The 26073-nt window shown below is 70.5% G+C and carries 21 protein-coding genes; 7 read left to right on the forward strand and 14 right to left on the reverse strand.

The window, feature by feature from the left end; all coding sequences use genetic code 11:
* Positions 1 to 11: 11 nt before the first annotated feature.
* Both V2S66_RS29535 and V2S66_RS29540 read right to left on the reverse strand, forming a co-directional pair.
* Positions 12 to 1226: a low temperature requirement protein A gene (locus tag V2S66_RS29535; protein ID WP_330799798.1), complete on the reverse strand. Its 1215-nt coding sequence runs from the start codon at positions 1224 to 1226 to the stop codon at positions 12 to 14.
* A 49-nt stretch (positions 1227 to 1275) separates the two neighbouring features.
* Complete coding sequence (locus tag V2S66_RS29540; RefSeq protein ID WP_330799799.1) at positions 1276 to 2460, reverse strand: PLP-dependent cysteine synthase family protein; 1185 nt, start codon at positions 2458 to 2460, stop codon at positions 1276 to 1278.
* 275 nt (positions 2461 to 2735) lie between these two features.
* On the opposite strand from V2S66_RS29540, the gene V2S66_RS29545 reads away from it, so the two are divergent.
* On the forward strand, positions 2736 to 2909 hold the full coding sequence (locus V2S66_RS29545) for a hypothetical protein (RefSeq protein ID WP_330799800.1): 174 nt from the start codon (positions 2736 to 2738) through the stop codon (positions 2907 to 2909).
* Positions 2910 to 3012: 103 nt separating this feature from the next.
* On the opposite strand, the gene V2S66_RS29550 is transcribed toward V2S66_RS29545, so the two are convergent.
* From V2S66_RS29550 to V2S66_RS29570, 5 genes are all read right to left on the reverse strand, one after another.
* The gene (locus tag V2S66_RS29550; RefSeq protein ID WP_330799801.1) at positions 3013 to 3657 is read right to left on the reverse strand and encodes a hypothetical protein; all 645 of its coding nucleotides are present in this window, start codon (positions 3655 to 3657) and stop codon (positions 3013 to 3015) included.
* A gap of 181 nt (positions 3658 to 3838) precedes the next feature.
* Positions 3839 to 4696 (reverse strand): S-methyl-5'-thioadenosine phosphorylase, encoded by an 858-nt coding sequence (locus V2S66_RS29555; RefSeq protein ID WP_330799802.1) that lies wholly within the window; start codon positions 4694 to 4696, stop codon positions 3839 to 3841.
* Positions 4697 to 4799: 103 nt separating this feature from the next.
* A complete protein-coding gene (locus V2S66_RS29560; protein WP_330799803.1) occupies positions 4800 to 5129 on the reverse strand; it encodes an FmdB family zinc ribbon protein in 330 nt (109 codons plus the stop codon).
* A gap of 66 nt (positions 5130 to 5195) precedes the next feature.
* Entirely contained in the window at positions 5196 to 6494 is a 1299-nt protein-coding gene (locus tag V2S66_RS29565) for an MFS transporter (RefSeq protein WP_330799819.1), read from the reverse strand.
* Positions 6495 to 6713: 219 nt separating this feature from the next.
* Complete coding sequence (locus tag V2S66_RS29570) at positions 6714 to 8207, reverse strand: potassium/proton antiporter (RefSeq protein ID WP_330799820.1); 1494 nt, start codon at positions 8205 to 8207, stop codon at positions 6714 to 6716.
* A gap of 180 nt (positions 8208 to 8387) precedes the next feature.
* On the opposite strand from V2S66_RS29570, the gene V2S66_RS29575 reads away from it, so the two are divergent.
* On the forward strand, positions 8388 to 11105 hold the full coding sequence (locus V2S66_RS29575; protein WP_330799804.1) for a penicillin acylase family protein: 2718 nt from the start codon (positions 8388 to 8390) through the stop codon (positions 11103 to 11105).
* Between the two features lie 46 nt (positions 11106 to 11151).
* On the opposite strand, the gene V2S66_RS29580 is transcribed toward V2S66_RS29575, so the two are convergent.
* Positions 11152 to 11754 carry a 5-formyltetrahydrofolate cyclo-ligase gene (locus V2S66_RS29580; RefSeq protein ID WP_330799805.1) on the reverse strand — a complete coding sequence of 201 codons (603 nt, stop codon included), beginning with the start codon at positions 11752 to 11754 and terminating at the stop codon, positions 11152 to 11154.
* 80 nt (positions 11755 to 11834) lie between these two features.
* Here V2S66_RS29580 and galU point away from each other — a divergent pair, with 80 nt between their 5' ends.
* Positions 11835 to 12743 (forward strand): UTP--glucose-1-phosphate uridylyltransferase GalU, encoded by a 909-nt coding sequence (galU, locus tag V2S66_RS29585; RefSeq protein WP_330799806.1) that lies wholly within the window; start codon positions 11835 to 11837, stop codon positions 12741 to 12743.
* 91 nt (positions 12744 to 12834) lie between these two features.
* On the opposite strand, the gene galE is transcribed toward galU, so the two are convergent.
* The gene (galE, locus tag V2S66_RS29590; RefSeq protein ID WP_330799807.1) at positions 12835 to 13800 is read right to left on the reverse strand and encodes a UDP-glucose 4-epimerase GalE; all 966 of its coding nucleotides are present in this window, start codon (positions 13798 to 13800) and stop codon (positions 12835 to 12837) included.
* 158 nt (positions 13801 to 13958) lie between these two features.
* Between galE and V2S66_RS29595 the strand changes: the two genes are divergently transcribed.
* Together V2S66_RS29595 and V2S66_RS29600 are read left to right on the forward strand one after the other, a co-directional pair.
* Entirely contained in the window at positions 13959 to 16856 is a 2898-nt protein-coding gene (locus tag V2S66_RS29595) for a bifunctional glycosyltransferase/CDP-glycerol:glycerophosphate glycerophosphotransferase (RefSeq protein ID WP_330799808.1), read from the forward strand.
* Positions 16853 to 18004: a glycosyltransferase family 4 protein gene (locus V2S66_RS29600; RefSeq protein WP_330799809.1), complete on the forward strand. Its 1152-nt coding sequence runs from the start codon at positions 16853 to 16855 to the stop codon at positions 18002 to 18004. The genes V2S66_RS29595 and V2S66_RS29600 overlap by 4 nt, the downstream gene beginning before the upstream one ends.
* Before the next feature lie 83 nt (positions 18005 to 18087).
* On the opposite strand, the gene V2S66_RS29605 is transcribed toward V2S66_RS29600, so the two are convergent.
* Positions 18088 to 19251 (reverse strand): acyltransferase family protein, encoded by a 1164-nt coding sequence (locus V2S66_RS29605; RefSeq protein ID WP_330799810.1) that lies wholly within the window; start codon positions 19249 to 19251, stop codon positions 18088 to 18090.
* 211 nt (positions 19252 to 19462) lie between these two features.
* Positions 19463 to 21049 (reverse strand): glycosyltransferase family 2 protein, encoded by a 1587-nt coding sequence (locus V2S66_RS29610; RefSeq protein ID WP_330799811.1) that lies wholly within the window; start codon positions 21047 to 21049, stop codon positions 19463 to 19465.
* 258 nt (positions 21050 to 21307) lie between these two features.
* On the opposite strand from V2S66_RS29610, the gene V2S66_RS29615 reads away from it, so the two are divergent.
* Positions 21308 to 22354, forward strand: a complete 1047-nt coding sequence (locus tag V2S66_RS29615; protein WP_330799812.1) for a glycosyltransferase family 2 protein — start codon at positions 21308 to 21310, stop codon at positions 22352 to 22354.
* A 32-nt stretch (positions 22355 to 22386) separates the two neighbouring features.
* Positions 22387 to 22821 (forward strand): GtrA family protein, encoded by a 435-nt coding sequence (locus tag V2S66_RS29620; protein ID WP_330799813.1) that lies wholly within the window; start codon positions 22387 to 22389, stop codon positions 22819 to 22821.
* On the opposite strand, the gene obgE is transcribed toward V2S66_RS29620, so the two are convergent.
* The 3 genes from obgE to rplU form a co-directional block, all read right to left on the reverse strand.
* Positions 22814 to 24256 carry a GTPase ObgE gene (gene obgE / locus V2S66_RS29625; RefSeq protein WP_330799814.1) on the reverse strand — a complete coding sequence of 481 codons (1443 nt, stop codon included), beginning with the start codon at positions 24254 to 24256 and terminating at the stop codon, positions 22814 to 22816. The genes V2S66_RS29620 and obgE overlap by 8 nt on opposite strands.
* Before the next feature lie 135 nt (positions 24257 to 24391).
* Positions 24392 to 24646, reverse strand: a complete 255-nt coding sequence (rpmA, locus tag V2S66_RS29630) for a 50S ribosomal protein L27 (protein WP_031514533.1) — start codon at positions 24644 to 24646, stop codon at positions 24392 to 24394.
* Between the two features lie 14 nt (positions 24647 to 24660).
* Positions 24661 to 24981, reverse strand: coding sequence for a 50S ribosomal protein L21 (gene rplU, locus V2S66_RS29635; protein ID WP_330799815.1), 321 nt, complete (start codon positions 24979 to 24981; stop codon positions 24661 to 24663).
* Positions 24982 to 26073: the final 1092 nt, after the last annotated feature.

Here is a 26073-nt window from a genome sequence, read left to right on the forward strand (position 1 = left end):
GGCCGGGCCCGTCACTTCGACGCCCTCGCCGACTGCCACACCCCCACCACCACGGCCGCCGCGCAGACCAGCCCCGACCACAGCACCGCGTGAGAGCCGGTCACCGTGCACACCAGGACCAGCACCGCAGAGACAGGCAGGGTGAGTTGCTGCGCCAGGCCGCGCTTGTAGTGCCGGGAGTGCAGCAGCCACACCGTGAACAGGAACACCGCCGACGGCAGCGTCACCGCGGCCGACGCCGCTCTGGTCGAGATCTCCGCTTCACCCGTGGCCTGCCGGACCGCGATCTCCAGTCCTGCACCGATCGCCGCCGCCGAGGTGAACACGGCGAAATGGCCGTACCCCCACAAGAACGCCTGCTGGTTGGAGGCCAGATGGTCGTGAATGGGCACTGCGAAGTAGATCCACCACGCGGCGAAGACGATCAGCAGTCCGCCCGCCGCGATGGGCAGCAGCTTCGCCGTCGACGCCTGCGAGTCCACTGCGGACTGCACGGCGACCGTCGCCGCCGACACCGACTCCCCGAGCACGATGATCGTGAACAGACCGTAGCGCTCGGCGATATGGCGCGGATGCCACGACGTGGGCGCGTGGCGTTCCGCCAGTGGCGGGACCGCCATCTCGGCCACTGCGAGCAGCGCGAACACCCACACCGGCGGCGCCCCGTGCGGAACCAGCAGGATCACCCAGCCGACCTGGCAGACCGTCACCCCGACCGCGTACGACAGTGCCGTCGCTCGCTCCTCGACCGCCCCGTTCCGGTGCGCCGACCGTGCCGCACGCAACCACTGCGTGACCAGCGCCAGTCGCATGACCACGTATCCGATCGCAGTCAGCCGGAAGTCCCCGTCGTCGAATCCTCGCGGCACGCCGGCCGCGAGGATCAGCACGCCCACGATCTGCACGAGCGTGGTCACGCGGTACAGCACGTCGTCCGTGTCGTAAGCCGAGGCGAACCAGGAGAAGTTCATCCAGGCCCACCAGATGGCGAAGAAAACCGTCAGATAGCCGACCACGCCGTGCCCGGGATGCCCGTCGCCCACGGCGTGCACCAGGCGCCCCCCGGCCTGGGCCACGGCAACGACGAAGCACAGGTCGAAGAACAGCTCCAGTGGGGTGGACGCCCGGTGCTCCTCCGTACGGCTGCGCGGCGTCATCCTGCGCACGGCCTGGACCGCCGGCGACCCGGGCCCTGCCGGAGCGGATGGCGTCGTGGGATCGCTCATGAGCAACACCCTGGGCCATACGTCCTCACGTGCGCAGCCCAACGCGCCCTCAGCCGCGCTCCTCAGGCTCCGGTCCGTCCAGGATCCCGGACCGCAGGAACCGCTCCAGCCGCTCCACGTACGGGCCGATCTCGATCCCCTGCTCCGCCAGCCAGCCGTCCGAGTAGTACTTCTCCACGTACCGCTCGCCGGGGTCGCAGATCAGCCCCACGACGCTGCCACGGCGACCGGACTCACGCATCTCCGAGATGATCCGGAACGCCGCCCACAGGCCGGTCCCGGTCGACGCCCCCGCGCGGCGCCCGAGGAGGCGCTCCAGCACGCGGACGGCTGCGATCGACGCGGCGTCCGGAACCCGCATCATCCGGTCGATCGCGCCCGGCACGAAGCTCGGCTCCACCCGCTGGCGGCCGATCCCCTCGATCCTGGAGCCGGTCCCTGTCCTCACCGACGGGTCGCCGTCCCGCCAGCCCGGGAAGAACGCCGAGTTCTCCGGATCGGCCACGCAGACTCCGGTGGTCGCCTGCGCGAAGCGGACGTAGCGGGCCAGGGTCGCCGATGTACCGCCGGTCCCAGCCGTCGCCACGATCCAGTCCGGCACCGGATGCCGCTCCGCGGCCAGTTGCCGGAAGATCGACTCCGCGATGTTGTTGTTGCCTCGCCAGTCGGTCGCCCGTTCCGCGTACGTGAACTGGTCCATGTAGTGGCCGCCCGTCTCCCTGGCCAGCCGCGCTGCCGTCTCGTAGACCTCGCAGGGGTCCTCCACCAGATGGCATCGGCCGCCGTGGAACTGGATCAGCTCCACCTTCGCCCGTACCGTCCCACGCGCCATCACGGCCACAAAGGGGACACCGATCAGCCGGGCGAAGTACGCCTCCGAAACGGCCGTAGACCCGCTGGACGCCTCGATCACCGGGCGGTCGGGGCGGATCCACCCGTTGCACAGGGCGTACAGGAACAGGGACCTGGCCAGGCGGTGCTTGAGCGAGCCGGTCGGATGCGTCGACTCGTCCTTCAGATAGAGGTCGACGCCCCAGTCCGCCGGGAGCGGAACTGACAGCAAATGGGTATCGGCGGACCGGTTCGCGTCGGCATGGACCTTCGCCACAGCCTCGCTCAACCAGCGGCGGTACGCGGGGTCGCTTCGGTCGATGTCCAGCTCCCCCGCGTACCCCGCCGCGGGAGCCGGCACGGGGGGCTGGGGTGGCCGCTGGACCGGCTTGGGTGTCTCCATGGGGCCAGGTATATCCGGATGACTGCCTCAAACGGACACTTGGGGTATCCCCGTACAACGCCTTGGGCCGGAACGGTTCCCTCGGGTCCTCGCCTGCGCCGTACTCTGGGGGCATGAGCGCAGTCGACGACCACGGACGGGAGTCCCGCAGCGGCGGAGCAGGCGAGCGAGCCGGCGCAGCTGAAGGTGCAGGCGCCGCGGACGGCGTCGGCGGCGCAGGGGCCTCCGGAGCCGCGGATTCTCCTTCCGCATCCCCCGCGTCGAGGCCCTCGGCGGTGGCGTCCTCGCCAGTGACGCCCACCGGCTCGGGGCTGGTCTTCGACGACCCGCTGAGCCGTCCGTCGGCCGACGACTCGGACCGAGGCTGGGGAGACCCGGCCGGGACCTCCGTCTCCGCTGACGACGACTTCACCAGGTTCCTCAACGAGAAGCCGCCCCACCACCTCTGAATCCGCTTGCCTGCCTCCTGCAGGCGAGCCCGCACCTCGGCTGCGACCGCCGAGGCCTTCTGCGCGATCGGATGCTGCGCGATCTCGCTCAAGGGGGACCGATTCAGCACAGCGCCACCCCCAGCGGTGACGAGGCAGCAGCTCCGGAGAGCGCTGCCGCGGTGTGACGCGGAACGTTCAGGACGACGAGCACCCCGCCGGGCGCCATCCCTGCGCGACCGACTGCCACAGCCGGGTCGGTCTCGGGCCCGTCCGATGTCATCGGGACGACGGGCACCGCAGCCACGGCGACATTCGTGGCGACCAGCCGCGAAGCGGCCAGCACGTCCACGCGGTCGCCCGGGTGCAGAAGGCCGACCGCCGCCGCGTCGGCGATCCTGACGGGCGCACGTACCAGGGTGTCGCCGGGTGGCTGCTGCAAGGCTCCCGGCGCTGGACGTGGTGGTGGGGCCGTTGCCCGTACCGGTGCGGCCGCGCCGTGCGCTGCCGAGACGGCGAGCACCGCGGAGGTCACCGAGAAGCCCACCGCGACCATCCGCCAGCGTCGCCGTACCGCTCGCGGCAGCAGGCTCGCGCCGCCGCGCCCGCCGGCGCGGATGGGTTCGAACTGCGGGACCTCGCAGCGCGGCGGCAGATGCGGAGCGGGCACGGTGGGTGTGGGGGAGAGGCAGAGCAGGTCCGATTTCACTGCGCGCTGGGGCGGACGCGGAGGGTGAGCAAGGATGGGCGTACGGCTGGAGGGAAACATGAGCGGGTACCGCCTGACGTAGGTGAACGCCGACCGCGAACCGGCCGACGCACCTACTTTCGCGCAGCGGGCCGACGTCGTGCTCAGGCGCCTGTGGACAACTCCACGGGCTGTGGAAAACTCCGCCGCCCGCAAGGGTGAACGCTGCCCGGAGTCGGCGCCCCGATGCCCCTGCCTGCCGCTACGGCAGCGTGATTCCCGGCTCCTGGCCACCCAGCGGGTTGACGCACAGGCAGTCCCTGGAGTCGTTGGCGGGAAGTGTTCCGATCACGTCGAAGAGCACGTCGCGCATCCGTCCGACGTTTGCGGCGAAGACTTCGAGTACCTCCTCGTGGGAGACTCCCTCGCCGGTGTCCGCACCGGCGTCCAGGTCGGTCACCAGGGTCAACGACGTGTAGCAGAGGCCGAGCTCACGAGCCAGCACAGCCTCGGGGTGGCCCGTCATGCCGACCACCGACCAGCCCTGGGCCGCGTGCCACAGCGACTCCGCACGGGTGGAGAAACGCGGCCCTTCCACGACGACGAGGGTCCCGCCGTCCACGGCCTCCCACCCCCCGGCTCTCGCGGTGTCGATCGCCGCCTGCCGGCCGACCGGGCAGTAGGGGTCGGCGAAGGTCACGTGGACGACGTTGGGCACCTCGCCGTCGAGCCGGGCCATCCCGTCGAAGTAGGACTGGGCGCGCGACTTGGTGCGGTCGATCAGCTGGTCGGGGACCAGCAGGGTGCCGGGACCGTACTGCGCGCGCAGTCCGCCGACCGCGCAGGGCCCGAGCACCTGCCGCGCGCCGACCGAGGCCAGAGCCCAGAGGTTCGCCCGGTAGTTGATCTTGTGGGGCGGCAGGTGGTGCTTGCGGCCGTGCCGCGGCAGGAACGCCACCCGCCGGCCCGCCACCTCGCCGATGAACAGCGAGTCACTCGGGGGCCCGTAGGGAGTCTCGACGGTGACTTCCATCACATCGTCGAGGAACGAGTAGAAACCCGATCCTCCGATGACGCCGATCTCGACCTGCGGCTGCGTACCGCTGCTGCTCTCCACCATGGCCGCCACCCTAATCGGCCTGCTCGGGCAGCACGAAACCCCGCCGCGGCGACGACGGGGGATCGTAAGAACTACTGCCGTCCCGAAAGGCGGCGACCTCGGCTCAGGCGGCCGAGGTACTGCTCGACGACGAGGAGGACGAGGAGGACGACGACTTCGAGCCGGAGGACGACGAGGAATCCCCCGCCGACGTGCTGCTGGACGACTTACCGTCCGAGCCGCCGCTCTTGGCCGCCGGGCTGCTGCTCGTCGACGAGCCCCGACTGTCGGTCCGGTAGAAACCGGACCCCTTGAAGACAACGCCCACTGCCGAGAAGACCTTGCGCAGGCGTCCGCCGCAGTTGGGGCACTCGGTCAGCGCGTCATCGCTGAACTTCTGCACCGCCTCGAGGGCTTCGCCGCACTCGGTGCACTGGTACTGGTACGTCGGCACTTGATCCTCCTGGCACTCTCACTCGTTGAGTGCTAACGACGCTCAATAGTGCAGTATTTCCCGCCGTCAGTCCACCGAGACCGGCGTACGGTGACCGATCACACCAGCTACCACGACGGCGCGCGTCGGCGGAACCATCCGCCCGCGCAGCCACAGGAGCACCGCGAGGGCCACGGTGGTGCCCGCCAGCGGCACCGTGAAACCGGCACGCGAACCGGCGTGGTCCACCAGCAGCCCCGCCACGGTGACCGCCGCCGCCTGACCGAGTGCGACCGCTCCAGTCAGCCATGTGAAGGCCTCCGTACGGGTGGCCGGCTGCACCAGCGTGTCGACCAGCGTGTACCCGGTGATGAGCGCGGGTGCGATGCACAGGCCCACAAGGAGGCCGAGCACACCCAGGAGCACCGGGGAGTGCGCCATCCACAGCGGGACGCAGGCGACCGCAAGAGCGGCATAGGCCGCCAGCAGCCGTGTACGCGGCTGCACACGCCAGGAGACAGCCCCGTAGACCACTCCCGCGAGCATGTTTCCCGCAGCGAAAGTGCCGTACAGGATGCCGTTGACGCCGGGACGGCCGATCTCGTGGGTGAATGCGGCGAGCGACACCTGCATGCCGCCGAAGACCGCCCCGATGCCGAGGAACGCCACGGCGAGCGCGCGCACTCCCGGAGAGGCCAGCGCCGAGGCGTGGCCCCCGCCACGGCCGGCGCCCGAGGGGTGCGGCGACGGGGCGGACCGACTCTGGAGAGCGAAGAGGGCGCCTCCGGCCAGCGTCAGGGTCGCTTCCGTCATCAGACCCGCGGCCGGATGGACCGAGGTGCACAGGGCAGTGGCGAGCACCGGGCCGACCACGAACGTGAACTCGTCCGTCACTGACTCAAACGCCGCGGCCGCCGCCCTGAGGGGCGGAGCAGAACCGTTCAGCGCCACCGCCCAGCGTGAACGCACCATGGGTCCGACCTGGGGGACCGTCGCACCTGCGGGCACCGCCGCGATCAGGAGCGCCCAGGACGGCGCGTGGGCGAGCGCGAGCGTCACCAGGACGCCGACCGACGCCGCGTGCAGGACGACGCCCGGCAGCAGTACGGCCCGCTGCCCGTACCGATCTGCGAGCCGGCCGCCTCGGGGGGCGCACAGTGCCATCGAGACGCCGGTGACGGCAGCCGCCGCGCCGGCCGTCCCGTAGGAGCCGGTGGTGTGCTGGACCAGCAGCACGAGGCTGATCGTGAGCATCGCGAACGGCTGCCGCGCGGCGAAGCCCGGGACCAGGAAACTCCACGCGTGAGGGGTGCGCAGCAGCTGCCGGTAACCGGGAGTGCGGTCGCCGGTCGCCCCGCGCGCAGAGGAAGAGGAGGAGGTGGGCACCTTGGATGCCACGATTCGGACTTTCTGCCGCCTGGTAGCGCGCGGGCGGATGGTCCGCACCTGCGCGCCGAGGACCGTCCGCTCAGCGTGGAAATCCCACGCCGGTCCTGCGTCAGGCAGAGGTTGTACTCGACAAATACCTGCTCATCATACGTAACTCTTCGGGTGATCGTTCGTGACGCGTTGCCTTCTCGGGTGTGCGGTCGACGGTGGCCGCCCTCAGACGTCGCCGAGCCAACCGGCCAGCTTGCCCCCTCGTCCGACGGCACGCAGGCGGTCTTCGGCGGCGTCACGCACCGGGTCGGTGGTGACGACGAGAAGCTCGTCGCCGCGCTGTAGCACGGTCGTGGGCAGCGGCACGAAGCTGGCACCGGCGCGCACCACCAGGGTGACTGCGGCTCCGTGGGGAAGCCGCAGCTCGTCGACCTCCACGCCGTGCATGCGGGACCGCTGCGGAATGGCGACGGAGAGCAGATGCCCCTGGAGTCGCTCCAGGGGCGCCGACTCGATGCCGAGATCTGCCGCCCCGCTGTCGTCGCCCTCCTCCAGATGCAGGTGCCGCGCCACCCATGGCAGGGTCGGGCCCTGCACCAGCGTGTAGACGATCACAAGGACGAAGACGATATTGAAGATCCTCCGACTGTCGTCCACGCCGGCCACCATCGGAATGGTCGCGAGCACGATCGGCACCGCTCCGCGCAGTCCGGCCCATGACATGAGCGCCTGGTCGCGCCAGGGGATACCGAACGGCCGCAGGCTCACCACCACCGACGCGGGTCGGGCCACGATCGTCAGGAACAGGCCGATGACGATAGCGGGGATGATGTCATCGCCCAGTTCGTGCGGGGTGACGAGCAGGCCGAGCAGGACGAAGAGGCCGATCTGGGCCACCCAGCCGAGGCCTTCGGCGAAGCCGCGCGTGGCAGGGCGGTGCGGAAGTCTCGCGTTGCCGAGCACCAGGGACGCGACGTACACGGCGAGGAAGCCCGAGCCGTGCACGAGCGCGCCGAGAGCGTAGGCGCCCACGGCGATCGCCAGAACCGCGATCGGATACAGGCCCGAGGCCGGCAGCGCCACCCTCTTGAGGGCGTACGCCCCGATCCATCCGACGGCGATGCCGATCGCGGCGCCGATCGCCAGCTCCAGGGCGATCTCGCCGATCAGCTCGTACCAGTGCTCGACCGGGCCGGCCGCGGAGAACGCGACGACGAGGATGACGACCGGTGCGTCGTTGAAGCCGGACTCGGCCTCCAGGACGCCGGTCACGCGCTGGGGGAGGGAGACATTGCGCAGTACGGAGAAGACGGCGGCGGCGTCCGTCGAGGACACCACCGCGCCGATGATCAGTGCTTGACGCCAGTCCAGGCCCACGAGGTAGTGCGCTGCCGTGCCGGTGATGAAGACGCTCACCAGCAAACCCACCGTCGACAGCACGGCGGCGGCGGGGACCACCGGCCGGATCTCGTGCCACTTCGTCCCCAGTCCGCCCTCGGCGAGGATCACCACCAGCGCCGCATAGCCCAGCACCTGGGTGAGTTGCACGTTGTCGAAGGTGAAGCCGAACAGGCCGTCCTGGCCGATCACGACGCCGATGCCGAGGTACACGAGCAGGGTCGGCAGTCCGCTGCGAGAGGCGAGCCGCACGGCGACGACGGCGACCAGCAGCACCGCGGCGCCGATCAGGAGGATCTCGTTGAGGTGGTGGACAGTCAGGGGCCTGGTCCTTTCAACTTCATTGCCTTACCTAATATTTTACCCTCCCTTGACGATGCAAGGTCCACCGGATGGGTCACTCGGACGCCGTGTCCTTGGGCCAAAGGACTTACGCCTATGGTTGCCCTTGCACAACGAGCACGTGATCACCCGGTCCGCCCTGCCCCTTGAAGGACAGCGATGCCCGCACGGAAGAAGACCCGCCGCCTCCGCCTCATCGTGATCGTGATGGCGTTGCTGCTGGTGGCGGGGATCGGCTACGGGTCGTACTGGAGCGTCGGCACGGTGCACGCCTCCTTCCCGCAGACGACCGGCTCCCTGAAGCTCAAGGGGCTGTCCGCGCCCGTCGATGTCAAGCGCGACACGAACGGCATCCCGCAGATCTACGCCGACACCCCCGAGGACCTCTTCCGCGCGCAGGGGTATGTGCAGGCGCAGGACCGTTTCTACGAGATGGATGTGCGCCGCCACCTCACTTCCGGGCGGCTGTCGGAGATGTTCGGCAAGGGCCAGGTCGAGACCGACGCCTTCCTGCGCACCCTCGACTGGCACGGCGTCGCGCAGCAGGAGTACGACACCAAGCTCAGTCCCACCACCAAGAAGTACCTGCAGTCGTACAGCGACGGTGTCAACGCCTATCTGCAGGACCACAGTGGCGCCGGCCTGTCCGTGGAGTACGCGGCACTGTCGCTCGTCAACAACTACAAGCCGGAGCCGTGGACGCCGGTCGACTCGGTGGCCTGGCTCAAGGCGATGGCCTGGGACCTGCGCGGCAACATGCAGGACGAGATCGACCGCGCCCTCATGACGAGCCGGCTCAGCCAGGCGCAGATAAAGCAGCTTTATCCGGCTTATCCCTATGATCGCAATCGTCCGATCGTCGACGCCGGTGCCGTCGATCCGATCACCGGAACATACAAGCCCGCCGGGTCGAACGGCCCGCAGGGACTGAACTCCACCGTGGACGGCCAGCTCGCCGGCATCTCCCAGATCATCGACCAGATGCCCGCCCTGCTCGGCCCCTCCGGCACCGGCATCGGATCCAACTCGTGGGTGGTGTCCGGCACCTACACGACGACCGGCAAGCCGCTTCTGGCCAACGATCCGCACCTGGCGCCCCAGCTGCCGTCGCTCTGGTACCAGATGGGCCTCCACTGCCGCAGGGTCGGTGCGGCCTGCCCGTACGACGTCGCCGGATACACCTTCTCCGGCATGCCTGGTGTGATCATCGGCCACAACCAGGACATCGCCTGGGGTATGACGAATCTGGGCGCCGATGTCACCGACCTGTACCTGGAGAAGGTCACCGCCGGCACCTATCTCTACAACGGCGAGCAGGTGCCGTTCGCGACCCGCAAGGAGACCATCAAGGTCGCCGGCGGCAAGCCCCGTACCATCATCGTCCGGGGGACCAGGAACGGCCCGCTCATCTCCGACCGCAGCGACGAACTCACCACCGTGGGCAAGACCGCTCCGGTCACCGACCCGCCGGGCGGGGTCAACAGCGGATACGCGGTCGCGCTGAAATGGACGGCGCTCACCCCCTCCAAGACCATGGACGCGGTCTTCGAGCTCGACCGGGCGACGAAGTTCAGCGACTTCCGGACGGCCGCTCATGACTTCGCCGTACCGTCGCAGAATCTGATCTACGCCGACACCAGCGGCAACATCGGCTACCAGGCGCCCGGCAGTATCCCGATCCGCCCGCCGGGCGACAACGGCACCTACCCGCAGCCCGGCTGGAGCTCGCGCTACAGCTGGACGAACAAGTACATCCCGTTCCAGTCCATGCCGTACGAGTACAACCCGGCCCGCGGCTACATCGTCACTGCGAACCAGGCGGTGATCGACCAGAGCAAGTACCCGTTCCTGCTGACCGAGGACTGGGACTACGGCACGCGCAGCCAGCGGATCAACGACCTCATCGCGTCGAAGATCAAGGACGGCGGCAAGATCTCCATGGACGACATGCAGTCCGTGCAGAACGACGACAGCAGCGAGATCGCCAAGCTGCTCGTGCCCCTCTTGACGAAGATCAACATCACCGGCGACAAGGGTGACTACGTAGGGAAAGCACAACAGCTGCTGGTCGGATGGGACTACAACCAGGATTCCGACTCCGCTGCGGCCGCGTACTTCAACGCCGTCTGGCGCAACGTCCTCAAGCTCGCCTTCGGCAACAAGCTGCCCAAGGAGCTGCGGCCCAAGGGCCAGTGCCTGCGGGTGCCGCCGGCCGGGCAGACCGGACCCGTCGACAACCTGGACGGCAAGAGCAACACCGTCGAGGAGTGCGGCGAGCGCGACGCCGACGAGGCGCAGCCTGACGGTGGCGACCGCTGGTTCGAGGTGGTGCGCGACATCATCAACCAGCCCGACAACCAGTGGTGGACGATGTCGACCACCGCGTTCTTCGGCACCGACCAGAACAAGGCCCACCGCAGCGACCGCGACCAACTCCTCCAGCAGGCCATGAAGGACGCCCGCTACGAGCTGACCGCCAAGCTCGGCAAGGACATCGACACCTGGAGCTGGGGGCGGCTGCACAAGCTGAACCTGAAGAACCAGACCCTGGGCACCGACGGCCCCGGTGTCGTCAAGTGGCTCCTCAACCGCGGCCCCTGGCAGCTGAGCGGCGGCGAGGCCGCCGTGGACGCCACCGGATGGGACGCGGCCGGCGGGTACGACGTGGTATGGGTGCCGTCGATGCGCATGATCGTCAACCTTCAGGACTTCGACAAGTCCCGCTGGATCAACCTCACCGGCGCCTCGGGCCACGCGTACAACCCGCATTACACCGACCAGACCGACAAGTGGGCGAACGGCGAGCTGCTGCCTTGGTACTTCTCCGACGCACAGGTCGACAGGGCCGCCAAGGCGAAGATGGCGCTCACCCCGTAGCCGCCTCGGCGGCGCCAGGCGACGGCGCGCCTTCTTGGCGTCGCGGTCACGCCGAAACGCCGGGGAAGCGAAGTACGCCCTCAGGGGTGACGGCCGCGTCCACGAGGTGGTCGTGCGGTTCCCTCGGGACCGCGTCGACCACCTCGTGCGCGTACAGCAGGACGACGAGCGAGGGGTGCGCGTCCGCCTCGGCCAGGCGGGCCAGGGCCCGGTCGTACGAGCCACCGCCGCGTCCCAGGCGCACACCGAGGGCGTCCACGGCGAGACCGGGCAGCAGGACGGCCTGAGCGCCCGTGACAGCCCGTGGGCCCAGCCGGGGACCGCAGGGCTCCAGCAGGCCCCGCCGGGCGGGTTCCAGGGTCTCGCGGCCGCGGTACTCGGCCCAGTCGAGGTCGTCGTCGTCGAGCAGCACCGGCAGCAGCACGCGGACGCCGCCCTCACGCAGGGCGTCGATCAGCTCGAGGGTGCCGGGTTCGGTGCCCGTCGACACATAGGCCGCCACAGTGGCCGCGGCCGCCACCTGAGGGAGGTCGCGTACTCTCGACGCCAATGCGACGGCGGCCGCCTGCCGTTGCGCCGGGCTCAGATCGCGCCTGGCCCTCAGCAGCCGCGCCCGCAGGCCCTTCTTGAGGTCGCGGGACCCGCTCATATCATGCACAACGCCGCCTATCAGCCGCAATGAATCGCTTCTTCATCTTCCACACATACGTGCCCGCTATGGTGCACGGCATGACGCACATGGATGCCCGGATCACGAAGGCTGTTATTCCTGCGGCGGGTCTGGGGACCCGGTTTCTGCCGGCGACGAAGGCGACGCCGAAGGAGATGTTGCCGGTGGTGGACAAGCCGGCGATTCAGTATGTGGTGGAGGAGGCGGTGGCGGCGGGGTTGTCGGATGTGCTGATGGTGACGGGTCGGAACAAGCGTCCGTTGGAGGATCACTTCGATCGGAACTATGAGTTGGAGGAGGCGCTGGCGCGGAAGGGGGATGCGTCGCGGTTGGCGCGGGTGCGGGAGTCCAGTGATCTGGCGACGATGCATTATGTGCGGCAGGGGGATCCGCGGGGGTTGGGTCATGCGGTGTTGTGTGCGGAGCCGCATGTGGGGGATCAGCCGTTCGCGGTGTTGCTGGGTGATGATCTGATCGATCCGCGGGATCCGTTGTTGGCGCGGATGATCGCGGTGCGGGCGCGGTACGGGGGCAGTGTGGTGGCGTTGATGGAGGTGGATCCGGGGCAGATCCATTTGTACGGGTCGGCGGCGATAGTGCCGACGGGTGAGGGGGATGTGGTGCGGGTGACGGGGTTGGTGGAGAAGCCGGAGGTGGGGCAGGCGCCGTCGTCGTTCGCGGTGATCGGGCGGTATGTGCTGGATCCGGCGGTGTTCGGGGTGTTGGCGAAGACCGGGCCGGGGCGGGGTGGGGAGATCCAGTTGACCGATGCGTTGCGGGAGTTGGCGCAGCGTGAGGGTGAGGGGGGTCCGGTGCACGGGGTGGTGTTCACCGGGCGGCGTTATGACACCGGGGACCGTGCGGACTATCTGCGGGCGATCGTGCGGCTGGCCTGCGAACGTGAGGACCTCGGACCCGACTTCCGCACCTGGCTGCGCACCTACGTCGCGACCGAGATGGAAGCCTGAGCCGGCGCCCGCGATCGGGCCGGGGCGCGGGCCGGAGCATCAACCCGGGCGCGGGCGGCGCCGAGACGCCGCCCGTGCCGGAGCGCCGCCGTCAGTGGCGGTGCCGCCAGCCCTCCCACGCGGAGGTCACCATCTGCTCCAGGTCGAAGCGGGCGGTCCAGCCCAGCTCCTTGCCGATCAGCTCGGCCGAGGCGACCACGCGCGCGGGGTCGCCGGCCCGGCGGGCCACCACCTCGGGCGCCAGGTCGCTGTGGCCGGTCACCCGGCGGATCGTGTCGATGACCTCGGCCACCGAGACGCCCTCGCCGCTGCCGATGTTCAGCACCAGCCGGGCCTGCGGGTCGGCGACCAGCCGGCGGGCCGCGGCCAGGTGCGCCGAGGCGATGTCGGCGACGTGGATGTAGTCGCGGACGCAGGTGCCGTCGGGCGTGGGGTAGTCGTCGCCGAAGATCCGCGGGGCCTGGCCGGCCTCCAGCCGCTCGAAGACCATCGGGATGAGGTTGAACACCCCGGGGTCGCCCAGCTCGGGGGCGGCGGCGCCGGCCACGTTGAAGTACCGCAGCGACGCGGTGGCCATGCCGTGCGCCTGGCCGGCGGCCGCCACCAGCCACTCCCCCGCCAGCTTGGTCTCGCCGTACGGGCTCATCGGCAGGCACGGGGTCTGCTCGGTGACGAGGTCCACGTCGGGCATGCCGTACACCGAGGCGGAGGAGGAGAACAGGAACCGCAGCACCCCGGCGGCCACCGCGGCCTCCAGTACGGTGCGCAGCCCGTCGAGGTTCTCCCGGTAGTAGTACAGCGGGCGCTCGACGGACTCGCCGACCTGCTTCTTGGCCGCGATGTGCAGCACGCCGGTCACGCCGTGGCGGCGCAGCACGTCCTCGACGAACGGCCCGTCCAGCACCGAGCCGCGCTCCAGGACGACGCCCTCGGGCAGCCGGGAGGCGTCACCGGTGCTGAGGTCGTCGAGCACGACCACCGGCTCGCCGCCGCCGACCAGCTCCCTGGCCACATGTGAACCGATGTATCCCGCACCGCCGGTGATCAACCACGTCATGCCGGCCATCGTACCCAAGCGCCCCGCCGCCCCCGGGACGGGCTCGTCGCACGCCTGAACGAGGTGTGACCGGCTCCTGAACGGGCGGTGACAGCACATGAGATAAGCTATGCAGTCATCGCAGACCGTAATTTCGACCAGAGGTGGCTGTGTCAAGAATGACCAACGCGGCTGAGGAGGTGTCCGGCACCACTCCGGACATCAGCGTTGTCGTTATCGTGTACAACGACGCGGCCCGACTTCCGACCGCGGTCCGGTCGGTGCTCGACCAGTCACTGCGCAATGTCGAGGTCGTCATCGCCGACGACTGCTCGACCGACGACTCCTTCCAGGTCGCCCAGCGGCTGGCGGAGGCGGACCCGGACCGGGTGCGCGCGATCCGGCTCGCCGAGAACAGCGGCGGCTGCGGCGAACCGCGCAACCAGGGGATCAAGGTGGCCCGCGGTCGCTACGTGATGTTCCTGGACAGCGACGACATCCTCGATCCGCACGCCTGCCGGAACATGCTGGAGGCCGCCGACCGCACCGGCGCCGACCTGGTGTCGGGCAAGTGCGTCCGGGTGCACGTCGACCACCGCAACAACAAGCGGGTCGACTGGTACCCGTGGCTGTACCGCACCACGCGGACCTTCGACAGCATCGCGGAACTCCCCGACCTGTTCGTCTTCGACACCCTTTCGACGAACAAGTGCTATCGCCGTGAATTCCTCCAGGAGAAAGAACTCACTTTCCCCCGCGGAATTCACTACGAGGACCTGCTCTTCTCCGCGCAGGCCTATCTCGCGGCCGAGCGCATCACGCTGATTCCGCAGACGGTCTACCACTGGAACGTGGTGGAGAAGACCGAGGCGAAATCCATCAGCAACAGGCGCCACGAGATCAACAACTTCGCGGACCGGCTGGAGATCCACCGCAGGGTCGACGCGATCCTGAAGCGGCGCGGTCTGGAGGACCTGCGGCTGCACAAGGACGTCAAGTTCCTGAAGCACGACCTGGTGCTCTATCTGCGGGACCTGCCGTTCCTCGACGACGACTACCGGCACCGCTTCGCCGAGATGGCCAACGAGTACACCCGCGACTTTCCGCGCGGGGCCTTCGACTCGCTGGACCCGATCCACGCGATCTGCGCCTTCCTCCTGCTCAAGGAGGACTGGCCGAACCTGATGCCGGCCATCGACACCCTGATCAACCGGAACAAGGTGTCCTCGCCGCTGGCCGAGGTCGGCGGCCGGGTGTACTGGTGCGCCGACCACCTCGACGACCCGCACGCCCGGGACATACTCGACGTCACCGACCGCGGCTACCACAGCACCCCGCTGGACCGGCTCAACCTGCGCAACCAGCTGACCGGCTACCAGGAGAGCGCCACCGGCGTCGTCCTGGACGGCCAGATCGTCAACCCGCTGGGCGTGGTCCCGCCCGGCGCCTCGATGAAGGCCGAGCTGGAGTTCAAGGCCCGCCGCCGCTCGCTGCGTTCGTACCGGGTCCCGGTGCAGGAGCTGCGGCACGACGGCGAGTGGCTGAGCTGGCACGCGGAGGTGCCGCTGCGTCAGACGCTGCGCCCGCTGGGCATCATCGACGAGGTGTGGGACATCCGGCTGCGGCTGACCGTGGACGGCAGGACCACCGCCGGCAAGATCACCGCGGGCAACACCGACCTGGAGGAGACCGGCGCCATCGTGGTGCGCCCGATGCTCACCCGGGCCACCGCGGACCGCCTCAAGCCCGAGGTGTCGGCCAAGGGCCACCTCGCCTTCGTGCTGACCCAGCACGGCAGGGCCGCGCAGGTCGGCCGGGCCCTGGTGCAGCGCAACCTGCAGGGGCCGCCGGCCCGCGCCGCCAAGACGGTGCTGCGCAAGGCGCGCGACGCCCGCCGCCGGCTGGACTCCGGCCCGCGCAAGATTCAGGGCTACCACCAGATGGTCAAGGTGCTGCCGGTCCGCAAGGGCACCGTCGTCTTCGAGAGCCACCTCGGCAAGCAGTACAGCGACAGCCCGCGGGCGATCTTCGAGGAGCTGCGCCGCCGCGGCGCCCCGATCACCGCGATCTGGTCGTACGAGGGCAAGAACCCGCCGAAGGACTACCCGCAGGGTGTGGAGCTGGTCCAGCGCTGGTCGTGGAAGTACCTGCGGGCGCTGGCCCAGGCCGAGTTCTGGATCGACAACCAGGGCTTCCCGCTGAAGCTGGCCAAGCGGCCCGAGACCACGTACATCCAGACCTGGCACGGCTCGGCGCTCAAGCGGATGGGCTTCGACGAGCCGAAGTACCGGATCATGGCGGAGAACGAGCAGCAGGACTACCAGAAGGCGCTGGACCGCTTCGACCACTTCGTGGTGCGCACCGAGCACGACGTGCGCACGCTGGCCCGCGCCTACCGGCTGCCGGAGGAGAGGCTGCTGCGCGTCGGCTACCCGCGCAACGACGCGCTGGTGCAGGCCCGCGGCGCCGCCGAGCCGCCGGCCGCGGCCCGCGAGCTGGCCGCGCAGCTGGGCCTTCGCCCGGACCTTCCGGTGGTGCTCTACGCGCCGACCTTCCGGGCCGCGGCCGACGGCCGCGTGCAGTCCTTCGAGGCGCCCTTCGACGTGGACGCCTTCGCCGACCGGTTCGGCGACCGCTTCACGCTGCTGGTGCGCTCGCACTACCTGAACAAGGTGACGCTGCCGCCGTCGGTGGCGGGCCGGATCGTGGACGTCACCGGTGTCCCGGACATCACGCCGCTGCTGCTGCTGGCCGACGCACTGGTCACCGACTACTCCTCGGTGATGTTCGACTACGCCCTCACCGAGCGGCCGATCGTCTTCTACGCCTATGACTGGGAGGAGTACGCGCACGACATCCGCGGCACGTACTTCAACCTGCTGGAGGAGGCCCCGGGTCCGGTCGCGCGGACCGAGGAGGAGCTCCTCTCGACGCTTTCCGACCTCGACGCGGTACGCGCCAAGTACAGCGACCAGGTCAAGGACTTCGTGGCCAGATACGGCGAGTACGACCGCGGCGACGCGGCGGCCCGGATCGCGGACCGCTTCTTCGGCCCGGCAGGGGGAACGACCCGATGAGCAACCGGCAGCGCGACATCTTCTTCGTCGCCAACGAGGTGAACGAACTCGGCGGCGTGGCCCGCTGGCAGGCCCAGCTGGCCGGTCTGCTGGCCGACCGCGGCCACCGGGTGACCATCGTCGGCATCGCGCCGCCCGAGGTCCCGATGGACCTCGGCGAGAACCCGCCGTTCGACACCGTGACCCTCTACCAGGTGCGGCCGCCCGGCAAGTGGCGGCCCAAGGGCCTGCTGGACCGGGCCAACGTGGCCGCCCGGCGGCAGGAGTCGGCCCGGGACAAGGGCGTCAGGCGCAGCACCGAGAAGCTGTCCGCGCTCTTCCGCGCGGCACGCCCCGGCGCCATGATCGTCGTCACCCAGGTGTGGGCGATGGAGTGGGTGGCGCTCGCGGACACCGCGGGGCACCCGGTGATCGGCATGAGCCACGAGTCGTACGAGTACTCCAAGCAGTCCTCGCGGTTCCAGCGGGTGGAGAAGTTCTACAAGGACGTGGACCGGCTGCTGCTGCTGACGCAGGAGGACGCCGACCTGTGGGCCGGCCGCGGCCTGAACAACGTCGGCTTCATGCCGAACCCGCTGCCGATGATGCCGGAGGTGGCCTCGCCGCGGACCGAGAAGGTCGTCGCGAGCGTCGGCCGGCTCAGCCACCAGAAGGGCATCGACATGCTGCTCGACGCCTGGGCGGAGGCCGCGCCGCGGCAGCCCGGGTGGCGGCTGAAGATCTACGGCGCGGGCGAGCTGGAGGCACCGCTGAAGGCGCAGTGCACCGAGCTGGGCCTGGACGACTCGGTGGAGTGGGCCGGGCAGACCTCGGACGTGCCGGGGGCGCTGCGCGGCGCCTCGGTGTTCATCCAGTCCTCGCGCGGTGAGGGCTTCCCGCTGGCGCTGCTGGAGGCGATGGCGTGCGGGCTGCCGTGCGCGGCGTTCGACTGCGCGCCGGGCGTGCACGAGATCATCGAGGACGGCGTGGACGGCCTGCTGGCCCGGCCGGGGAACACCTCGGAGCTGGCCCGCCAGGTGGTCAGGCTGATGGCGGACGCCGAGCTGCGCGACAGCATGGGCGAGCTGGCCAGGGCGAACGTGCAGCGCTACACCCCGGAGTCCATCACGCAGCGCTGGGAGGACCTCTTCACGTTCCTGGAGCGCTGAGGGTCCGCCACCGGCATACGGCGAAGGGCCCGCCCCCCTCGGGGGCGGGCCCTTCGCCGTATGCCGTCTCGCAGCGCCCGGTGTCAGCCCAGGACGCTCTCGGACTGCGGGCGGCGCGGCGCCGGGATGGCCGGCGGCGGCGTCTCGCCCTGCTTCAGCCAGCGCTTCGGGGTGCGCTTGCGCCACCACTTCTCGGCGGGCTCCTCGACGAAGGTGAAGAGCGCCCACGCCAGCACGTTGACCACCAGCGCCATGCCGAGCAGCGTGAAGAGCACGGCGTTGTTGTTGGGCAGCCGGCCCCACTGGTAGATCGCGATCCGGCTGATCGAGTGGTGCAGCAGGTAGAAGCAGTACGACCACAGGCCGAGCATCACCAGCGGCTTGGTGTTCAGCAGGCCGCGCAGGCCGCGCACCTCGCGCTGCACGAACGCGAGGATCACCAGCGCGGACAGGATCGCGATGATCGGCCGTACGGTGAAGTCGAGTTGGGCCACCTTGCCGGCGGACAGCCGGGCCCGGCCCTGGTAGTAGCAGTAGACGTAGGCGCCGAGCAGCACGATCGGGACGAACGGGCGCAGCGGCAGCCGCCAGCCGCGCTTGATCGCCAGCGCCATCGTCATGCCGAGCATGAACTGCGGCAGGTAGACCGCGGGGTGCCGCATGACCCAGCCGGCGTGCGCGGGCGAGTAGTGGGCGGTGGCGAACCAGTCGATCGCCCACATGCCGGCCAGGCCGACCGCGGTGGCCGCGGCGAGCCAGCGGGTGCGCAGCCGGACCGCGATCCGGCCGAGCAGCGGGAAGAGCGCGTAGAAGAGCAGCTCGACGCTGAGGGTCCAGGTGACCTCGTTGCCCGGCAGGGTCGGGGTGACGTTCGGCGCCCAGGTCTGGACCAGGAACGCGGAGGCGATCAGGCTCGGCCAGCTGATCTTCAGGTGCGCGGCGATGTAGTAGGCGTAGATGCCCAGCACCAGCGCCACCAGGTGCGCGGGCCAGATGCGGCCCACGCGGCGCCAGTAGAAGACGCCGGGGTGCTCGTTCGGCTTGAACACCCACATCATCAGGAAGCCGGAGAGCACGAAGAAGAACGTGACGCCGTGGCCGCCGATCATCGAGTACGGGAAGATCAGCGGTGAGCGTCCCAGTCCCGTCTTGCCGCCGAACCCGGTGAAGTGGTGGGTGAACACCGCGAAGGCTGCGAAGAACCTGAGGCTGGTGAGGGAGTCCAGACGCTTCGGCAGAGTGGTCACACCGGACCGAATGCCTCGTATGACCATGGGTATGCGATCAACTTCTCAGAGAAAGCGGGCAGATGTGGTGCGATCGTCCGATGAACACTAGGTGAATCACGCGCCCACTGTCCAGAACGATCGGATCATCTCATCTACCGCTCATATTCATAGCTGTTGCACAGCTACGCTCTGTCTCACCTGCCGCCTCCCGGGGAGGACGAGAGCGGCCTCAGCGGCCGAGCAGCCTGCGCAGCCGGCCGCTCGCGACCCGGCGGGCGCCCTGCATGCCGTCCGCGACCCGCAGGATCAGCGCGCGGCCCGCGGTGATGTGCGTCTGCACCAGCAGCACCTGCCCGGTCGGCCGGACCACGGCGCTGCGCCGCGCCTCCTGGTGGTCGGCGGCCCGCACCTCCACCGGCGTGCGCTGGTCGGTGCCCGCGTAGCGGATCTCGGCCCGCACGTGCCAGACCGCCAGGCGGCCGCTGCGGGCCAGGTCGGCGGTGCGCAGCCGCAGCGCACCGGTCCAGCCCTTGTCGCCCTCGGCGACCAGCGGGGAGTCCACCGTGATCGCGGGCTCCGCCGCGCCCCGCTCGAACAGCTCCACTCGCAGCGCCACCGGATGCAGCGCCGCCAGCCGCCCGTAGAGGTCGTGCACCCGCAGGCCGAGCCGGGTGGTGCTGCCGGTCTGCACCCTGGCCTCCACGGTGACCGGCAGCGCGCGCGGCTCCAGCTCGGCCAGCTCCAGCGGCGGGACGTCGCCGTAGGGCGGGATCAGCCGCGGCGGCCGGGCGGCCAGCTCCACCAGCCGGCCCAGGCCCGCCGCGCCCGGCTCGGGCTCGTCGGCGCCGGGCGCGGTCAGCGCGCGGGCGGTCCAGCGCCCCGGCACGCTCGCCAGCGCCAGGCCCTCGCGGTCGAAGCCCGCCACGTAGTCCCGGGTGACCCGCCACCAGTCGGCCACGTACGCGGCCTGGCGCTGCGGGAGTTCGCGGATGTACATCGGCAGGTCGTAGTCGAGGAACTTCGCCTGCGCGGCCTCGGCGAGGCCGTAGGCGCCCGCGTCGCGGAAGGTGTCGACGACGCCGCGGTGGGCGGCGATGCGGTGCTGCCAGTTGGTGATGTCGGCGCGGCGCAGCGAGATGGACAGCCGGGCGGCCTGCCGCCGCACGTTCCAGACGTAGACCGGCGCATCGGTGTAGGCGATCCGCGGCCGGGCGGCGTACAGCCGGGCGGTGAAGACGAAGTCCTCGTAGTGGAACGCCCCGTCGGGGAAGGTCAGCCCGCGGCCGCGCAGGAAGGCGGTGCGGTAGAGCTTGTTGACCGACAGGGTGTCCCAGAGCAGTTCCGGGTGGTCGGCGATGCCCTGCACGACGGTGCCGGGCAGGGTGGCGCCGGCCGCGGTGTCGTAGATGCGCGGCGCCCAGACGCTGTCGCGGCCCTCGGGCAGCTCGCGGCGGACCGCCCGGCCGGCCGTCACGTCGGCGTCGTGCTTCTCGGCGACCGGCAGCAGCGCGTCGACGGCGCCCGGCGGCAGCACGTCGTCGCTGTCCAGGAAGAGCAGGTAGGGGAAGGCCGCCGCGCCGATGCCGTCGTTGCGCGGGGTGCCGCAGCCGCCGCTGTTGGTGGTCCGCGGCACCGGCCGCACCCGCGGGTCGGCGTCGGCGAGCGCGGCGAGCACCTCGGCGGTGCCGTCGGTCGAGCAGTCGTCGACCACCAGCACCTCGCCGACCTCGTCGCCCTGTGCCAGCGCCGACTCGACGGCGGCGGCCACGTGCCCGGCATCGTTGTACGTGATCACGACGACGCTGACACGGGCCATTCGGTGTCCCTCGCTTCTGCTGCGGATGGTGGGCGCCGATGATCGGCGCGGCGGGCCCAGAGTAGTATTTGTCGGTTTGGGTTGCCCACACCGGGGTTAACTCTCAAGGGTCCCGTTCGGACGGGTTGCTGAACTTTCCGGCATCGCGCGTCCAGGTCGGCCGCACGCGACATCGCGCGTCCTACTCTGACCGGAGAGCTGCGGTGCGTGCCTGACACCGTACGCTCCGTCCCCGCGTACGGCGCCGGAAGTGACCTGATGCGACTGTCGATCGTAGTGCCCTGCTACAACGAAGAGGCCGTCGTCGACCTCTTCGACCAGCGGATCCGCGAGACCCTCGACGCGCTGTCCGTCGACTACGAGCTGTGCTACGTCGACGACGGCAGCGCGGACGGCACCCTGGAGCGGCTGCGCGCACTGGCGCGCGGCCGCGAGGCCAGCACCCGCTACGTCTCCTTCAGCCGCAACTTCGGCAAGGAGGCCGGCATCCTGGCCGGCCTGAAGGAGGCCACCGGCGACGCGGTGGTGGTGATGGACGCCGACCTGCAGCACCCGCCGGAGCTGATCGGGCGGATGCTGGACCTGTTCCGGGCCGGCCACGACCAGATCATCGCCCGCCGCACCCGCGAGGGCGACAAGCGGCTGCGCAGCGCCCTGAGCCGGCTGTACTACCGCGCGGTGAACACCTGGGTGGACGTCGAACTCACCGACGGCGTCGGGGACTTCCGGCTGCTCTCGCGCCGCGCGGTGGACGCGCTGCTGGCCATGCCGGAGTACAACCGCTTCTCCAAGGGGCTCTTCTCCTGGATCGGCTTCGACACCGTCACCTTCGACTACCGCAACGCGGCGCGCGAGGCCGGCGAGACCAAGTGGCGCTTCGGCGCCCTGGTCAACTACGGCATGGACGGCCTGATCTCCTTCAACAACCGCCCGCTGCGGCTGGCGATCTACCTCGGCCTGATCATGTCCGCTGTCGCCGCGGCGTACGCGGTGGCGGTCACCGTGCTGGCCATGATCGAAGGACCCGACGTGCCGGGCTACGTGACGCTGCTGGTGGCGGTGGTCGGGCTCGGCGGCCTGCAGATGCTGATGCTCGGGCTGATCGGCGAGTACATCGGGCGGATCTACTACGAGACCAAGCGCCGGCCGCACTTCCTGGTGAAGGAGACCAACGCGCCGCGCGCCTTCGGGGTGACCCGGCAGGGCGCGGCCACCGACGTGCTCTCCGGCGGCGGCGCCGACCCGGTCCCCGCCCCGGTCACGGCGGTGGGCGCCGCGGTGCCGCCGCGCCCCGCGGTCCGTTGAGGGCGCCCCGGCTGCGGCCCGGCGCCCTGCAGGTGGCGCGGTTCGCAGCGGTCGGCGTGGTCAACACCGCGACCTTCTACGGCTGCTACCTCGCGCTGCGCGGCTGGCTGCCGTACTTCGCCGCGTACACCGTGGCGTTCGTGCTGAGCATGACCGGCTCGTTCTTCCTGAACACCTACTTCACCTACCGCACCCGGCCCAGCTGGCGGAAGTTCCTGCTCTTCCCGCTCACGAACCTCACCAACTACGTGGTGACCAGCGTCGGCGTGTACGCGCTGGTGGAGTGGGCGCGTGTGGACGACCGGGTCGCACCGCTGGCGGCCGCGATCGTGGCGATCCCGTTCACCTACGTGCTGTCCCGGCGCATCCTCACCCGGCCGGCCGGGGCGGACGGCTCCCCGCGGGCGGAGGGGCTACAGCGGGCGGACGGGCCCTCGCGGCCCGACCGCCCGGCGCGGGCTACTTGAACGGGTCGAACCCGCGGTACTCGTGCTCCGCCTCGTCGTGCTCGGCCTGCTTGTCGCGGCGGCGGGTGACCGCGGCGCGCGGCGCGTCGAACCGGTGGTCCTCGCCGCGGCGGCCCAGCATCTCGGCGCCCGCGGCCATGGTCGGCTCCCAGTCGAAGACGACCGCGTCCTCCTCGGGGCCGATCGCGACGCCGTCGCCGGGCTTGGCGCCGGCCTTGAGGAGCTGGTCCTCGACGCCGAGCCGGTTGAGCCGGTCGGCGAGGTAGCCGACCGCCTCGTCGTTGGAGAAGTCGGTCTGCACCACCCAGCGCTCCGGCTTCTCACCGCGCACCCGGAAGAGGCTGTCGCCCTCGGGGGTGACCGTGAAGCCGGCGTCGTCCACCGCCTTCGGGCGGATGACCACCCGGGTGGACTCCTGCACGGGCTCGGCCGCGCGGGTCTCGGCGACGATCTTCGCCAGCGCGAAGGACAGCTCCCGCAGCCCGTGGTGGGAGACCGCGGAGACCTCGAAGACCTGGTAGCCGCGGGACTCCAGCTCGGGGCGGATGATCTCGGCGAGGTCGCGGCCGTCCGGCACGTCGACCTTGTTGAGCACGACGACCCGCGGCCGGTCCTCGAGACCTGCGCCGTACGCCCGCAGCTCCGCCTCGATGGTCTCCAGGTCGGTCGCCGGGTCGCGGTCGGACTCCAGCGTCGCGGTGTCCAGCACGTGCACCAGCACCGAGCAGCGCTCGACATGGCGCAGGAACTCCAGGCCGAGGCCGCGCCCCTCGCTCGCGCCGGGGATCAGACCGGGCACGTCAGCGATGGTGTAGACGGTCGAGCCCGCGGTGACCACGCCGAGGTTGGGCACCAGGGTGGTGAACGGGTAGTCGGCGATCTTCGGCTTGGCCGCGGACAGCACGGAGATCAGCGAGGACTTGCCGGCGCTCGGGTAGCCGACCAGCGCCACGTCGGCCACCGTCTTCAGCTCCAGGACGATGTCCTGGGACACGCCGGGCTCGCCGAGCAGCGCGAAGCCGGGCGCCTTGCGGCGGGCCGAGGACAGCGCCGCGTTGCCGAGGCCGCCGCGGCCGCCCTGGCCTGCGACGTAGGTGGTGCCCTGGCCGACCAGGTCGGCCAGCACGTTGCCCTCTTGGTCGAGCACGACGGTGCCGTCCGGCACCGGCAGCACCAGGTCGGTGCCGTCCTTGCCCGACCGGTTGCCGCCCTCGCCGGGCTTGCCGTTGGTGGCCTTGCGGTGCGGGCTGTGGTGGAAGTCCAGCAGCGTGGTCACGTCCTGGTCCACCACCAGGGTGACGTCGCCGCCCCGGCCGCCGTTGCCGCCGTCGGGGCCGCCGAGCGGCTTGAACTTCTCCCGGTGCACGGAGGCGCAGCCGTGGCCCCCGTTACCCGCGGCGACATGCAGCTCGACGCGGTCCACGAAGGTGGTCATGGGTGCTTCCTCCAGATACGTACGGGGATGTCCCGAGGTCCTACGGGTGACAACACACCGAGGGCGGCCCCGCTTCCCGTTGCCGGGAGCGGGGTCCGCCCTCGAAGTCTTCGGCTGCGCTGAGTCCCTTGCGGGTCAGGCGGCCGGAACGATGTTCACGACGCGACGGCCGCGCTTCGTGCCGAACTCGACCGCACCGGCGGACAGCGCGAACAGCGTGTCGTCCTTGCCGATGCCGACGCCGGAGCCCGGGTGGAAGTGGGTGCCGCGCTGGCGGACGATGATCTCACCGGCGTTGACGACCTGACCGCCGAAGCGCTTCACGCCGAGCCGCTGAGCGTTGGAGTCGCGACCGTTCCGGGTGGACGATGCGCCCTTCTTGTGTGCCATCTCTCCTCAGTCCCTTACTTCGCAGCCGTGGGGATGCCGGTGATCTTCAGCGCCGTGTACTGCTGGCGGTGACCCTGGCGACGGCGGTAACCCGTCTTGTTCTTGTAGCGCAGGATGTCGATCTTCTGGCCCTTGTGGTGGTCCACGATCTCGGCCTCGACCTTGATCCCGGCCAGCACCCACGGGTCGCTCGTGACGGCCTCGCCGTCCACGACGAGCAGCGTCGAGAGCGCGACGGCGTCGCCGACCTTGCCCGTGGGAATCTTGTCGACCTCGACGATGTCGCCGACGGCCACCTTGTGCTGGCGGCCACCGCTACGCACGATCGCGTACACGCTGAACTCACTCTCTGCTCGATGCGGACCCCTGATGCCAGCAACCCGCGTCATGTGATGTGGGGTGCCTCTCGCGACCGTCACCGCGGAGCGGCGGGGGCCGGGAGGAAGGTGCTCAGGCGTATAGGCGCAGAAACGCCGAAGGTCAAGGTTACGGAGTGCCTCCGGCCGGGTCAAATCAGCGCGGAGCGGGCTTCGCCCGCGAAGCGCCCCCGCAGCCACCGCGTGGCCGCGGTCGCCACCGGCCCGGCGGGCCGACCGCTCCCGTGCCCGGCCCGGGACCCGGGACCCGCGGCCGATCCGCTGCCCGACGGCCGGGGGCCGGAACTGCGACCGCGGCCGATCCGCTGCCCGACGGCCGGGGGCCGGAACTGCCACCGCGGCCGATCCGCTGCCTGACGGCGCGGGCCGGGGCCGCCATGTCCGGATCGCCGGACCACTGCGGCCGATCCGCTGCCCGACGGCCGGGGGCCGGTCACCGGTAGCTGCCGTGCCCGGACACAGGCCCACCGCGGCCGATCCGCTGATCGACGGCCGGGGGCCGGGGGCCGGAACTGCCGTCGCGGCCGGTCCGCTGACCAACGGCCGGGGGCCGGTCACCGGTAGCTGCCGTGCCCGGACACAGACCCACCGCGGCCGGTCCGCTGACCAACGGCCGGGAGCCGGAATTGCCGTTGTGGCCGGTCCGCTGCCTGACGGCCGGTCACCGGTCGCCGGTAGCTGCACGGCCGGTGCGGTGCCCGACAGTCGGGAGCCGGGGGCCGGAACTGCCGTCGCGGCCGGTCCGCTGACCAACGACCGGGAGCCGGAATTGCCGTTGTGGCCGGTCCGCTGCCCGACGGCGCGGGCCGGGGCCGCCATGTCCGGATCGCCGGACCACTGCGGCCGATCCGCTGCCCGACGGCCGGTCACCGGTCGCCGGTAGCTGCACGGCCGGTGCGGTGCCCGACAGTCGGGAGCCGGGGGCTCCCGTGTCCGGATCGGCGGCTCGACGGGCCATCGCGGCGGGGCCGCTTCCCTGCCGCCGTCGGGGCAGTGACAGGGGCGGGGGGCCCCCCCCGGGGGGGCCCCCCCCCCGCGGGGAAAACTCCG

The organism is Actinacidiphila polyblastidii, from assembly GCF_036353415.1.
Lineage (GTDB): Bacteria > Actinomycetota > Actinomycetes > Streptomycetales > Streptomycetaceae > Actinacidiphila > Actinacidiphila polyblastidii.

Excerpts from the sequence above, each read along its gene's own strand:
- V2S66_RS29535 (WP_330799798.1), bottom strand. The coding sequence starts at position 1,226 with ATGAGCGATCCCACGACGCCATCCGCTCCGGCAGGGCCCGGGTCGCCG.
- V2S66_RS29540 (WP_330799799.1), bottom strand. The coding sequence starts at position 2,460 with ATGGAGACACCCAAGCCGGTCCAGCGGCCACCCCAGCCCCCCGTGCCG.
- V2S66_RS29550 (WP_330799801.1), bottom strand. The coding sequence starts at position 3,657 with ATGTTTCCCTCCAGCCGTACGCCCATCCTTGCTCACCCTCCGCGTCCG.
- V2S66_RS29555 (WP_330799802.1), bottom strand. The coding sequence starts at position 4,696 with ATGGTGGAGAGCAGCAGCGGTACGCAGCCGCAGGTCGAGATCGGCGTC.
- V2S66_RS29575 (WP_330799804.1), top strand. The coding sequence starts at position 8,388 with ATGCCCGCACGGAAGAAGACCCGCCGCCTCCGCCTCATCGTGATCGTG.
- V2S66_RS29580 (WP_330799805.1), bottom strand. The coding sequence starts at position 11,754 with ATGAGCGGGTCCCGCGACCTCAAGAAGGGCCTGCGGGCGCGGCTGCTG.
- galU (WP_330799806.1), top strand. The coding sequence starts at position 11,835 with ATGACGCACATGGATGCCCGGATCACGAAGGCTGTTATTCCTGCGGCG.
- galE (WP_330799807.1), bottom strand. The coding sequence starts at position 13,800 with ATGACGTGGTTGATCACCGGCGGTGCGGGATACATCGGTTCACATGTG.
- V2S66_RS29595 (WP_330799808.1), top strand. The coding sequence starts at position 13,959 with ATGACCAACGCGGCTGAGGAGGTGTCCGGCACCACTCCGGACATCAGC.
- V2S66_RS29600 (WP_330799809.1), top strand. The coding sequence starts at position 16,853 with ATGAGCAACCGGCAGCGCGACATCTTCTTCGTCGCCAACGAGGTGAAC.
- V2S66_RS29610 (WP_330799811.1), bottom strand. The coding sequence starts at position 21,049 with ATGGCCCGTGTCAGCGTCGTCGTGATCACGTACAACGATGCCGGGCAC.
- V2S66_RS29615 (WP_330799812.1), top strand. The coding sequence starts at position 21,308 with ATGCGACTGTCGATCGTAGTGCCCTGCTACAACGAAGAGGCCGTCGTC.
- obgE (WP_330799814.1), bottom strand. The coding sequence starts at position 24,256 with ATGACCACCTTCGTGGACCGCGTCGAGCTGCATGTCGCCGCGGGTAAC.
- rpmA (WP_031514533.1), bottom strand. The coding sequence starts at position 24,646 with ATGGCACACAAGAAGGGCGCATCGTCCACCCGGAACGGTCGCGACTCC.